Raw genomic sequence first — 12,682 nt, 5'->3', positions numbered from 1 at the left:
GCAACCTTCCCTAGAGACCGTTTTTATCAAGCAGATCCAGAACCATTTCCTCGATCATACCTGACAACTCGGCACCGCTGGTGATAATTTCCCATGCCGCCATGGCCATCTGCGCTGCATGTTCTGGCTGCAACAGGTATTCGACCTCTTGTGCAAGATGTTCGCGGCTTGCCACCCGGCGCGCAGCGCCCGCCGCCTCCAGACGCTCAAACGCGTCGGTATCCTGACCCAAAGCAGCGCCAAACACCACGGCGGAGCCGAGAGATGCCGCCGCGTTGGGTGACAGGCACCCCCCTCCGCTCAGCGTGTGACCGATAAAGGTGATTGGCGACAGGTGCATCCAAAGCCCCTCTTCCTCGGGCAGGTCGGCAATGTAGATATGCGCCTCGGGTGTGGGGGGCTGATCTTCGGAACGCAATGCCACAACCCAGCCGTCCTGCTCCAGCCTGCGCGCCAGAACAGGCGCGCGCGCGGGATCATCCGGCACGATGACCAACAGCAAGCGGTGTGATTTTCGCATGACCTGACGATGCGCCTCAACAAGCGCGGCCTCCTCCTCTGCCGCCGTGTTGAGCGCCAGCCAAAGCGGCCGGGCCCCCAGCACCTGCGCCATGTCGTCCCGTTCGGCCATGTTGCAGCTTGGGGGGTGCGTCTGACGCTGCAGCGCCCCGACCACGCGAATTTTTCCTGTCGACACACCAAGCCGGGACAGCATCGACGCCGCGGCCTCGTTTTCAGCAAGAATAGTATCGAATCCTGAGGCCAAGACGCGCATTGTCCCACGCCACCAAGGCAGCACCCCCCCGCTTGAGACAGGCGCACGCGCATTGATCCAGAGCGCCGGGATGCTGCGCTGATGAACAAGGCCCAGCAGGGGCGGGTCCAGCTTCTGATCCATCCACAGAACCAGATCCGGGCGCATGACATCCAGAAACTGTTTGGCCGATTTCAGGCCGCCATCAGGAAGCGCGCAGGAAAGCAGCACGTCCCCAAGGTCTTCCGGGGGATCCCAAGGCGCGTGTCCGCTCGGCAGAGTAATCAGGAAGCAAAGATCATCCCGGGTGCGAACAACCTGCCGGATGAAATCCTCCAATGCGGGCAGCTCTCCGCCATCCCCAACCTGACACCAGATCAACGGGCCGCCTTCGGGGCGGCTCAGCCCATCGCAAACCTCGCCCTCGGACCTGCGCCCGACGAAATGATGCATCAGTTGATACAGATAAATTCCCGGAGGCAACATGGCCTGCCCTTCTGCCCGTCTTTCGCGCGATCTCTGACTGGATCCTGCACGTCAATCTAAGCCAGCACGGGGCGGGGGAAAAGGTTAGAACGACCATTTTCCCTGTGAAAATGCAGTCAGCACGGCGATAATCCGGTCAAAACTCCGCCCGGCGCGCGCAACGCTGGTGCGGGCACGCAAATAGCCATGCACCAGCCCCTCCTCTTCACGCCAAACGGCACGCCCACCCGCATCGCGGACAGCATCGCAATACGCCCGCCCATCATCCGAAAGCGGATCACATTGCGCCGTTACGACATAGGTGGGCGGCAGATCGGCAAAGTCCTTGTCCCGCAGCGGGGATGCGGTGGGATCATCGGGAAAATCCTGTGTCCCATGGCGCAGCGTCGCGTAAAACTTCACATCCTCAAGCGTCAGCATCGGGGCGCTCGCATGTGCCAGATAGGACCCTTTTGTCATATCCCCACCAAGTCCGGGATAGATCATCACCAAACCGGCCAGCGGGACCTCCCGACGCAGGGTATGGGCGACGGCTGCTGCAAGGTTTCCACCCGCACTATCCCCGGCAAGAACAGTCACTCCCGGCCATGTTAGAGACGCATATCGCGCCACAGACAGTGCATCTTCATAGGCTGCCGGATGGGTATGTTCCGGGCATAGCCGGTAATCCGCAGAAACGACACGCAACCCGGTCCGGGCACAGATTTCAGCGCAGACATCATCGTGGCTTTCCAACCCGCCGACCACAAACCCGCCACCATGGAAATAAACCACCGTTCCCGAAACGGGGGCCGCTTCGTAAATTCGAACCGGCACGCCATCGGCCATTGCGTCATGCGCCGAGACCCCCTCCGGGTAGCCCTCAAAAAAGGCCCGGCACATGCGGTCATAGATAGATCTCTGCTCCGCAATCGTCAGGTCAATCGCATCCGGCGGATAATAGTCTTCCGTCTTGCGTATGAACGCCCAGGTCTCGGCATCAATGATGTTTTCGTAATCCATGGCAGAACGGTAGGAGCACCCGGCAGGTTTGGCAATACATGCCTGAAGCTGCACCACGCAACATCTTCAGATCAGGTAAAAAGATTGACACTGGTCCTATTTCCGATTTCCATCTGGCCCTACACTGAGCGGGGTCCTGCTGGTTGGGTTCAGAACCGACAGCAAAAGCGGGTCAGACAGTTGACGCTCGCGAAACCCGAAACTGATCATACCAGCCAGCGACAGGACAGTATGCCCAAGCTCGACCAACCCCAGATCGACACCTCACCTGCCGTATCCGATGAGGTGCGCAAGACCACCTGTTACATGTGCGCCTGCCGGTGTGGAATCAATGTGCACATGAAAAACGGCCAGGTCGCCTATATCGAAGGGAACCGGGACCACCCTGTCAATCAGGGCGTTCTGTGCGGTAAGGGATCTTCGGGGATCATGCAGCATTACGCACCCTCGCGCCTGCGCGCGCCCCTGAAGCGCGTGGGGGAACGCGGATCTGGCGAGTTCGAGGAGATCAGCTGGGAAGAGGCGCTTGAAATCGCGGCTGGCTGGTTGGCCCCGCTGCGCGAAAAAGACCCTTCGAAACTGGCGTTTTTCACCGGGCGCGATCAGTCACAAAGTTTTACGTCCTGGTTTGCCCAGGCCTATGGCACCCCGAACTACGCGGCCCATGGCGGGTTTTGTTCGGTCAATATGGCCGCGGCCGGCATCTATACAATGGGTGGCGCCTTCTGGGAATTCGGCCAGCCCGACTGGGAGCGCACCCGGCTGTTCATGCTGTTTGGCGTGGCCGAAGACCACGACAGCAACCCGATCAAGATCGGGCTGGGCAAGCTGAAAGACCGCGGCGCCAAGGTGATTGGCGTGAACCCGATCCGCTCAGGCTATAACGCGGTGGCGGATGAATGGGTGGGTATCACACCGGGCACGGATGGGCTGTTCATCATGGCCCTTATGCACGAATTGCTGCGCGCAGGGCAGGTCGACCTGGCCTATCTGGCACGCTACACCAATGCGGGTTTCATCATTGATGAAGACCCTAACTCGCCTGAAAAGGGGCTGTTTGTCCGGGGATCCAGCGGCAAGCCACAGGTGATCTGCCGCGACAGCGGCAAGTTGATGGACTATGACTGCCCAGGCGTCACCCCCAATCTCGCCGCGCAGATGGTCGAGGGTGACATCACCCATCGCACCGTGTTCCAATTGATTGCGGAACGGTATCTGAGCGCAGAATATGCGCCCGAAGCCGTGGCAGAGCGGACCGGCATTGACGCCGCCAAAATCAGGTCTATTGCCGCCGAACTGGCCCGTGTCGCCTTTGAGGAAGAGATCGTGCTCGATCAGCCCTGGACGGACTGGAAGGGGCAAAAACACGACAAGATGATTGGCCGCCCGGTGGCGTTCCATGCCATGCGCGGTATTTCAGCCCATTCAAACGGGTTCCAGACCTGTCGCGCGCTGCACCTGCTGCAAATCCTGCTGGGGTCGGTTGAGGTGCCCGGCGGGTTCCGCTTCAAACCGCCCTACCCCAAACCGCCAGAGGCACACCCAAAGCCTCATGCGGGCGTCACCCCCGGACAGCCGCTTGACGGCCCCCATCTGGGCTATCCGCTGGGGCCGGAACACCTTCTGCTGGATGAGGACGGCAACGCCAAGCGCATCGACAAGGCATTCACCTGGGAAAACCCGCTTTCGGCGCATGGCCTGATGCATATGGTGATTTCAAACGCCCATGCCGGTGATCCATACAAGATCGACACGCTGTTCATGTATATGGCGAATATGGCGTGGAACTCGTCAATGAACTCATCCGAGGTGATGCGGATGCTCACCGACAAGGATGAAAACGGCGATTATGTGATCCCGCGCATCATCTATTCCGATGCCTATAGCTCGGAAATGGTGGCCTATGCGGATCTGATCCTGCCGGACACGACCTATCTGGAGCGCCATGACTGCATCTCGCTGCTTGATCGCCCGATTTGTGAGGCCGATGGTGCGGCGGATGCCATTCGCTGGCCAGTGGTTGAGCCCGACCGGGATGTGCGCGGGTTTCAGACCGCGTTGATCCAGCTGGGCGCCAAGCTCGGCCTGCCCGGGTTTGTGGATGAAGACGGCGGCGCAAAATACAAAGATTACGCCGATTACATCGTGAACCATGAGCGTCGACCGGGCGTTGGCCCGCTGGCCGGGTTCCGGGGCAAAAACGGCGATGGCGACGGGCGAGGAGAGCCTAATCCAGCCCAAATCGACAAATATATCGAAAATGGCGGTTTCTGGGTTTCCCATGTGCCAGACGAAGCGGCGTTCTATAAACCCTGGAACAAAGCCTATCAGGAATGGGCCGTCGCCCGCGGCATTTTTGATGCCGAAGCGCCTTATGTGTTCAACCTGTATGTCGAACCAATGCGTAAATTTCAGATTGCCGCCGAGGGGCATGGTGACATCCAGCCGCCAGAGCACCTGCGCACAAGGGTCCGCCAGACCATGGACCCGCTGCCGATCTGGTATGAACCATTTGAGGATGGCAATGTGGACATTGAGGAATACCCGATCCACGCCCTGACCCAGCGCCCGATGCACATGTATCACTCATGGGGCACACAGAATGCGTGGCTGCGGCAGATCACCGGCAAGAACTACCTTTATCTGCCCACCAAGATCTGGGAAGCTAACGGGTTCAAACAGGGCGACTACGCCGAGGTCAGCTCGGTCAATGGCACCATAACGGTCCCGGTGGCCCATCACGCTGCCCTCAATGAAAACACGGTCTGGACCTGGAACGCGATTGGCAAACGCAAAGGGACCTGGGCGTTGGATGAAAATGCCCCGGAAGCCCGCGAAGGCTTTCTGCTCAATCACCTCATCCACGAACTTCAGCCCCCCAAAGGGGACGGGATGAGATGGGCCAATTCAGACCCTATTACAGGGCAAGCCGCCTGGTTTGACCTGCGGGTGAAGATCCGCAAGGCCGACCCGAAGCCGGCAGAAGCGCAGCCTGCTCATCCGCCGATCAAATCTCCGGTGGGCAAGGGCCCGCATGTTGTTGCGAGGAAGATCTGATGACCTGTTTGCCCACCACCACTCAGAAAAAGCTGGGTCTGGTCATTGATCTTGACACATGCGTTGGATGTCACGGCTGCGTCACCGCCTGCAAAGGCTGGAACACGCAGAATTATGGCGCGCCGCTTTCGGATGTCGATGCCTATGGCGCCGATCCGTCAGGCACGTTTCTGAACCGCGTTTTCAGCTATGAGGTTCAACCCGAAAATGGCGCCGCCCAGACCGTGCATTTCCCCAAATCCTGCCTGCATTGCGAAGATGCCCCCTGTGTGACGGTCTGCCCGACCGGGGCCAGCTACAAACGCGCCGAGGATGGCATTGTGCTGGTCAACGAAGACCGCTGCATCGGCTGCGGTCTTTGCGCCTGGTCCTGCGCCTATGGCGCGCGCGAACTGGATCAAGACGCCGGGATCATGAAGAAATGCACCCTCTGCGTGGATCGGATCTATAATGAAAACCTGCCGGAAGAGGACCGGGTGCCCGCCTGTGTGCGCACCTGCCCGGCAGGCGCGCGGCATTTCGGTGATTTGGGGGATCCGACATCCGATGTCTCGAAACTGGTGGCTGAGCGCGGCGGGTTTGACCTGATGCCGGATCAGGGCAACAAACCGGTGAACAAATACCTGCCACCGCGCCTGAAAGACCGGCTGGACACACCGGCCCTTTCCCCCGTGACCGAAGATGAACCCAAGGGCTTCCTTGGCTGGCTCGACAAAGCTTTGGAGCGTATCTGATGCATCCCGCACCCAGCGTTATCCTTTTCACCACCCTGTCCGGTCTGGGCTTTGGCCTTCTTGCCTTCCTGGGGCTGGACATTCCTTCCGTTCGGGGGGGCACGGCCCTGGCCTTTTTTGTGCTGGCTTATGCGCTGGCGGTGGGCGGGTTGCTGGCCTCGACCTTTCACCTCGGCAACAAGAAAAACGCTATCTATGCTTTCAGCCAGTGGCGGAGCAGCTGGCTGTCGCGCGAGGGGTGCACCGCCGTCCTGACGCTGCTCCTGTTTGCGCCAGTGGGGTTTGGCCGTGTTTTCCTTGATACCAATCTGGGCCCGCTTGGTGCAATCGGGTCACTCTCGGCACTGGTCACGGTGTTCACCACTTCGATGATCTATGCCCAGCTGCGCACGATCCCGCGCTGGCATCAGCCGATCGTGCCGGTGATGTTTCTGTTGCACGCACTTGCTGGCGGGGCACTATTGGCAGGGCAGAGCCTGTTTGCGGGCCTCCTTCTGCTGGCGTTGACGGGTGTCATGGTCTGGATGTGGCGCGAGGGGGACCGGCGCGAAGCAGACGGGGCGGACACGATGGAAAGCGCCACCGGGCTGGGCACTATCGGCAAGGTCCGAATGTATGAAAGCGCCCACACCGCCCGCAACTATGTCATGGATGAAATGATCCACCGGGTTGGCCGCAAACATGCAGAGAAGCTGCGCAAGATCGCCGCAGTTCTGATCGGCATTCTGCCCGCAATCGCGCTGCTGGCACTGCCTGCCGGGCATCTGGTCAGCGCGGTGGCCTTCCTGCTGCACCTTGTGGGGATTGCGGTTGGGCGCTGGCTGTTCTTTGCCGAGGCCCGCCATGTGGTTGGGCTCTACTACGGAAAATAACCCCGCTTTCCCCCTTTCACTCCTCCCCCAAAAACCGCTAGGTAGGACAGGTGTTTTCTTGGGCATTTGAGGGCTGACATGACCAACACGCTTTACAAACGTGACCTGCCGGATGGGCTGGATCTTGGGCCGGTGGTGGCCATCGACTGTGAAACCATGGGGCTGAACCCGCACCGCGACCGGCTGTGTGTGGTGCAGATGTCCGGGGGGGATGGCAACGCGCACCTGGTTCAGATCGAGAAGGGTCAGACCTCTGCCCCCAACCTGGAACGTATGCTGACCAACCCCAATGTGCTGAAAATCTTTCATTTCGGCCGGTTTGACATCGCCGCCATGCTGAATGCCTTTGGCGTGGTCACGGCACCGGTCTATTGCACCAAGATCGCCTCGAAACTGGTGCGCACCTATACGGATCGGCACGGGCTGAAAAACCTTCTGGATCAGCTGCTGAAGGTGGATATTTCCAAACAGCAGCAGATGAGCGACTGGGGCGCGGAAGAGCTGAGCAACGCGCAGCTCGACTATGCTGCCTCGGACGTGCTTTACCTGCACCGTCTGAAAGAAGAGCTGGACGCGCGCCTGGCACGCGAAGGGCGCACAGAAATGGCTCAGGCCTGCTTTGATTTTCTGCCGATGCGCGCACAACTTGATCTGGCAGGTTGGCCGGAACAGGACATCTTCGCCCATTAGACCCGGTCGGGGCGGCACGCCCTTCTTGATAATCTTGCTGGAAAAAGCCTCACCGGTGAGGCTTTGTTAACCCTTTTCTGCCCTACTGCTTTCATGTGACAGTTACAGGGATTTTCCTCATGACGCAGATTGCAGCTCTCGCAATGCCGAAACCCAGGACCAAACCCGGAAGACGCACCATTGGGGATCGCCGCCTGATCTCGGGCTGGTGGATCCTGCCGGTGGCCGCCCTGGCAATCCCCATGTGGATTGTGCTGCTCCGCATCTTTCTGTCGCTGTTCTAAGGCACACCGCCCCGCGGGTCTGTTTCATCAAATGAAACCGGCAGAAAGCGCGGCGGAATGCGGACATGACCTTGGCAACGGGCGTGAAGTTGCTAGATAGGAGGGGAAAGGACGTGGAATGCCCTCTTATAACAACAGTTATTCACGCATGGTTGCCTGGCTGAAAGTTCTTCTGCCACTGATTGCGCTTGGGCTGCTCTCCACCATCTTCCTGATCTCGAAATCCATCGACCCGACCAAGTCGCTGAGCTATGCGCGCATAGATCTGGATGCGATCATGCGAGAGGAAAAAATCGCCGAGCCAACGTTTTCCTCGGTCACCCGAGATGGGGCCGCCATCACCTTTTCCGCAAAAAGTGCCATCCCGGAAAGTGAGAACACCTTCTCCGCCCAGGAGATGAAAGCGCGGATCGAAACACCGGATGGCGCCAATGTGAAAATTGACGCACAGCACGCATTGATCAACGGCGCTGAAAATCTTATCGACCTCAGTGGCGGCGTAACCCTTTTGACATCAACGGATTACACCATTCACACCGATGCGCTGACCGCGTCAATCGACGCAACCGATATTCGTTCAAAAACACCGGTTTCCGCCGAGGGACCGTTTGGAACACTCACTGCCGGGCGGGCCCGAATTTCACAACAGGGCCATCAATCCGGAAGCTATCTTCTGGTATTTCAAGATGGTGTAAAACTGATATATCATCCCCCAGAAAAGGGAGTTGAATAGTGCTGAATTTGGTTAAGTCACTTACCGTCCTGATATCGCTGCTGGCGGCGGGGCATGCGATGGCACAATCGCAGATCGCGTTTGGCGGCCTCAAACATGACAGCTCGCTCCCGATCGAAGTCTCCGCAGACCAGCTTCAGGTGAACCAGGCTGATGGCACGGCCATTTTCAAGGGCAATGTCAAAGTGGGCCAGGGCGACATGCGCCTGTCTGCCGGTCAGGTGCGTGTGGAATATGCGACCGGCGCGAACAGCACCGGAGAGATTTCCCGACTGTTTGCCAGCGGAAATGTGATCCTGGTCAATGGCGCTGAGGCGGCAGAGGCCAATCAGGCCACCTATACAATCGACAACGGGCGGGTTGTGATGACCGGGAATGTCCTGCTGACCCAGGGCAACAATGCCCTTTCCTCAGACACACTGACCGTTGATCTGAACACCGGCACCGGCATCATGGATGGCAATGTGAAGTCCATCATTCAGACCGGGGGAAACTGATGCCAGAGCTTGCGGTAGATAATGGCACCCAAGCGGACAAGCCGGACGATCAGCAGGGGTTGCGCGTCACCGGGCTGCGCAAAAGCTATCGCAAGAAAACCGTGATCCGCGATGTGACCCTTGAACTGAACCGGGGGGAAGTGGTTGCCCTGCTTGGGCCGAATGGCTGCGGCAAGACCACCACATTTTATTCCATTGCCGGGCTGGTCACGCCAGAGGCCGGCCAGGTGACCATTGACGGGCGCGATGTCACGCTGCTGCCGATGTATCGCCGTGCCAAATACGGGATCGGGTACCTGCCGCAGGAAATGTCGATTTTTCGCGGCATGAATGTCGAAGACAATATCATGTCGATCCTCGAAATCTCGACCCAGGGGCAACACAAGCGACGCGAGCGTCTGGAAGAGCTTTTGAACGAGTTTTCAATAAGCCACCTGCGTCAGGCCCCTGCCCTTGCCCTGTCCGGGGGCGAACGTCGTCGGGTGGAAATCGCCCGCCTTCTGGCCGCCAATCCCAAATACCTTTTGCTCGATGAGCCTTTTGCCGGTGTGGATCCCATTGCCGTTGGCGAGATTCGCAGCCTTGTGCATGACCTGAAAGATCGCGGCATCGGGGTGCTGATCACGGATCACAATGTCCGCGAAACGCTTGAAATCGTCGATCGCGCCTACATCCTGCATGATGGCCATATGCTGATGAATGGCACCACAGATGAGGTGGTGCAGGATGAAAACGTCAAGCGTGTTTACCTCGGGCATAATTTTTCAATCAATTGACCGAATACCTGACAAAATTCCAGCGATCTGCTTGACACCCCCGGCGATGTGGCATCGAATGGTGGGGATGAAAGACAATACGACTCTTCGTCGTGCCGCCTTGAAAACAGGGCATGCACCCAGACCGGCACCGCAAAACGGCGCCCCATTTTCTGCAAAAAATATGAATTTCCGCCCTGTCCCATCCGGGGGCCGGGCCAGTTGTAACCTGCAAATACCATAGGAGGTAGGATGCAATATCAAATCAGCGGTAAGCAAATCGACATCGGCGATGCCCTGCAAGTTCACGTGAAAGATGAGCTGGGCGGTGTTGTTCAGAAATATGCTGAACGCCCGACTGACGCTCAGGTGGTTTTCTCGAAAAACGCACATGAATTTGTATGCGAAACCACCGTCCACCTCTCCACCGGCCTGACCGCACAAGCCAAGGGGCACGCAACGGAAATCTACTCCGCTTTCGACCAATGCACCGAGAAAATGGAGAAGCAGCTGCGCCGTTACAAGCGCCGGTTGAAAGATCATCACCGTGACCGCGTGGACCCGGTTGAAGTTTTCGGTGGCTCCTCTTATATCCTTGCATCAGAGGAAGGTCCGGAAGAAGCCGACAACGCTCAGCTCGAGCCCATGATCATCGCTGAAATGGAAACACGGATCCCGTCGTTGTCCGTTGGCGAAGCGGTCATGCAGATGGAGTTGGCGCATGCCCCGGTTCTGGTGTTCCGAAATGAGAAAACCGAAGGGGTGAACGTGGTCTATCGCCGTGATGACGGCAATATTGGCTGGGTCGACCCACAAAACAACGCGTAAACCGCCCGCATTCTTGACGGGCGGGGAGTAAAATTGATGGAGCTTTCGAGCATACTTCAACCCTCGGCCGTCAAGGTCCTGACGAATCTGTCTTCAAAAAAGCGCTTGTTTCAAGAGCTTGGAGAGATCGCAGCCTCGAATTACCAGCTCGACGCCAGTGGTGCTTTTTCCGCGTTGCAGGAACGCGAAACGCTTGGGCCAACCGGCGTGGGGCATGGTGTTGCACTGCCGCATGCCCGGATGACCGGCCTCGAACGCGTGGTCGGCTGCTTTATCCGCGTTGAAAAACCGTTTGATTTTGACTCTGTCGACAAGCAGCCAGTGGACCTGATTTTTGCGCTGTTTGCACCGGAAGACAGCGGCGTGGATCACCTTAAGGCACTGGCACTGGTGTCGCGCACCCTGCGCGATCAGTCCATCTGCACAAAGCTGCGCGCCAACAACGATTCGGCAACACTGCACGCGCTATTGACCGACAGCCTGTCCAACAAGGCCGCATAAGGCACAATTTCAGGGAAGTTCGGCAAGATCATGCAGGCCCGCAACCCTGCGGGCCCTGTTCCCTTCGGATCATTTCCCCCAGGGTTTGAAGCCGAACATCATGTAATCGCGCTGGTAGGTTTTGCGCAGCTTCTGTTCCAGATCCGTGTCATAGACCTGCGCCAGAGCGAAAGGCAGGTCAGCCTGTTCCGGCTCGGGAAAAGGGCTGTCGCCAATGCCCAATTCATCTTTCAGACCGCGCAAACCTTGCGTCAGCTGGTCCTCTCGTAGCAGGTGGTCCGGCAGGGCAAACCCCGCAAACCCCTGCACCACCGCCGTCTGCGATGCCCAGGCCGCGTCCACCCGGATACCGGTTTGCCCCTTCAGGTTCCGGTCGACAAAATCAATGAACTGGGAAAACACCCGTTTATGCTCTTCCAGCGTCCAACGCTCATCAGGCGCCCCATCCGGCAGATCAACCCCATAGCTCTGCCGGAGAGCCGCCTTGATCTCGTGATATGTCTCCGGTCCCTCGGCAACAAGATGTCGGCAGAACACCGTATGCAGCCGCGCAACCGGGTGGCGCAAAACGGTGAACGTCCTGTGGCCCTTATGCTGGCGCTTCCATTGCCGTAACGCTTTTTGGGTAAAATCCGTGGATGTGTCGCCAAAGCTGTTCATCCAATGCACGATGCTTGCCGCTGGCGCACCCTTGATCGGCATGAAAACCGCCCGCATGGCGTCAGATGACACATAGGTGGTCACCGCGGGCGGCCGCCCGGTTTCAAAATTCGGGATACGGTAAAGATCAAAAATATCTATCCGCTGAACGGTCTGCTCCACCATATCAAAGTTGGTGACCTTGTCTTCGATGGTCTCGGGGTTTTGTTTCTTGAACTTCCCGGAAAAGGCGGACAGCTGGTGCTCTTCCCCCAGATAGCGCGCAAGCCCATTGACCACATCCAGATCCTGCGCGTCATTATAGTCGATATAGAACGCGGTCTGACCGCTGCGCTGCAACCGGCCCTTGATGGTCAGCTGGAAATCCTTCATCCGGTAATACAGCCGCTCAAACTCCCACCCAAGAAAGCGCGCGCGCTTCTTGATCACATCATTCACGTTATTGAGCTGCCACTGATCGGTTTCATTGGCAATTCGGCGCGACACATAGCTTTCCACGTGATTTCGGGTCAGCACAACTTTGGCACAGCGAGGGTCATCAATCAGTGCCTCAAATACACGGGGGTCATGGTCGTGGAAAAACCGAAATCCGGGGATGCCATCCGTGCCCTCTTTCATCGCCTCCAGAAGCCTCATCGGATCGCGATCGCGTTCACGGGTGGAGACACCAAACAGGCTGTCCGTCTTGGGCGAGACCATAAAATAGGGGTTGAATGCCTCTCCATAACATTTCAGGCCGGGATATTGATCCAGGTTGCTTTCCAGGAAATTGGATCCGGTGCGCATTTCTGCAAAAATAATGAAGCAATCGAATTTTCGTGCCATCTGC

General features: G+C 58.1%; 13 protein-coding genes. 10 read left to right on the top strand and 3 right to left on the bottom strand.

What is annotated here, in order from left to right; genetic code table 11:
* Positions 1-10 precede the first annotated feature (10 nt).
* Together K3J57_RS14180 and K3J57_RS14175 are read right to left on the bottom strand one after the other, a co-directional pair.
* Positions 11-1,240, bottom strand: a complete 1,230-nt coding sequence (locus tag K3J57_RS14180; protein WP_259796406.1) for a 3-deoxy-D-manno-octulosonic acid transferase — start codon at positions 1,238-1,240, stop codon at positions 11-13.
* Positions 1,241-1,324: 84 nt separating this feature from the next.
* A complete protein-coding gene (locus K3J57_RS14175; RefSeq protein ID WP_259796405.1) occupies positions 1,325-2,242 on the bottom strand; it encodes an alpha/beta hydrolase in 918 nt (305 codons plus the stop codon).
* 231 nt (positions 2,243-2,473) lie between these two features.
* On the opposite strand from K3J57_RS14175, the gene K3J57_RS14170 reads away from it, so the two are divergent.
* The 10 genes from K3J57_RS14170 (at position 2,474) to K3J57_RS14125 (ending at position 11,193) form a co-directional block, all read left to right on the top strand.
* Positions 2,474-5,299: a molybdopterin oxidoreductase family protein gene (locus tag K3J57_RS14170; RefSeq protein WP_259796403.1), complete on the top strand. Its 2,826-nt coding sequence runs from the start codon at positions 2,474-2,476 to the stop codon at positions 5,297-5,299.
* On the top strand, positions 5,299-6,033 hold the full coding sequence (locus K3J57_RS14165; RefSeq protein WP_259792629.1) for a 4Fe-4S dicluster domain-containing protein: 735 nt from the start codon (positions 5,299-5,301) through the stop codon (positions 6,031-6,033). Before K3J57_RS14170 ends, K3J57_RS14165 begins: the two co-directional genes overlap by 1 nt.
* Positions 6,033-6,905, top strand: a complete 873-nt coding sequence (locus K3J57_RS14160) for a dimethyl sulfoxide reductase anchor subunit family protein (protein ID WP_259796401.1) — start codon at positions 6,033-6,035, stop codon at positions 6,903-6,905. The genes K3J57_RS14165 and K3J57_RS14160 overlap by 1 nt, the downstream gene beginning before the upstream one ends.
* Before the next feature lie 78 nt (positions 6,906-6,983).
* Positions 6,984-7,595: a ribonuclease D gene (locus K3J57_RS14155; RefSeq protein WP_259776162.1), complete on the top strand. Its 612-nt coding sequence runs from the start codon at positions 6,984-6,986 to the stop codon at positions 7,593-7,595.
* Positions 7,596-7,714: 119 nt separating this feature from the next.
* Complete coding sequence (locus tag K3J57_RS14150; RefSeq protein WP_173486208.1) at positions 7,715-7,879, top strand: hypothetical protein; 165 nt, start codon at positions 7,715-7,717, stop codon at positions 7,877-7,879.
* A gap of 118 nt (positions 7,880-7,997) precedes the next feature.
* The gene (gene lptC, locus K3J57_RS14145; protein WP_259792624.1) at positions 7,998-8,612 is read left to right on the top strand and encodes an LPS export ABC transporter periplasmic protein LptC; all 615 of its coding nucleotides are present in this window, start codon (positions 7,998-8,000) and stop codon (positions 8,610-8,612) included.
* Positions 8,612-9,109 (top strand): LptA/OstA family protein, encoded by a 498-nt coding sequence (locus K3J57_RS14140; protein ID WP_375542810.1) that lies wholly within the window; start codon positions 8,612-8,614, stop codon positions 9,107-9,109. Before lptC ends, K3J57_RS14140 begins: the two co-directional genes overlap by 1 nt.
* Positions 9,109-9,885: an LPS export ABC transporter ATP-binding protein gene (gene lptB, locus K3J57_RS14135; protein ID WP_173486210.1), complete on the top strand. Its 777-nt coding sequence runs from the start codon at positions 9,109-9,111 to the stop codon at positions 9,883-9,885. Before K3J57_RS14140 ends, lptB begins: the two co-directional genes overlap by 1 nt.
* A 231-nt stretch (positions 9,886-10,116) precedes the next feature.
* Positions 10,117-10,692 (top strand): ribosome hibernation-promoting factor, HPF/YfiA family, encoded by a 576-nt coding sequence (hpf, locus tag K3J57_RS14130; protein ID WP_259796399.1) that lies wholly within the window; start codon positions 10,117-10,119, stop codon positions 10,690-10,692.
* Between the two features lie 36 nt (positions 10,693-10,728).
* On the top strand, positions 10,729-11,193 hold the full coding sequence (locus K3J57_RS14125; RefSeq protein ID WP_259796396.1) for a PTS sugar transporter subunit IIA: 465 nt from the start codon (positions 10,729-10,731) through the stop codon (positions 11,191-11,193).
* A gap of 69 nt (positions 11,194-11,262) precedes the next feature.
* On the opposite strand, the gene K3J57_RS14120 is transcribed toward K3J57_RS14125, so the two are convergent.
* Positions 11,263-12,678 carry a sulfotransferase family 2 domain-containing protein gene (locus tag K3J57_RS14120; protein ID WP_259796393.1) on the bottom strand — a complete coding sequence of 472 codons (1,416 nt, stop codon included), beginning with the start codon at positions 12,676-12,678 and terminating at the stop codon, positions 11,263-11,265.
* Positions 12,679-12,682 lie beyond the last annotated feature (4 nt).

Origin of the sequence: Aliiroseovarius crassostreae (genome assembly GCF_025137635.1) — a bacterium.
Lineage (GTDB): Bacteria > Pseudomonadota > Alphaproteobacteria > Rhodobacterales > Rhodobacteraceae > Aliiroseovarius > Aliiroseovarius crassostreae.
This window is presented reverse-complemented; position numbering and strand designations above follow the sequence as displayed.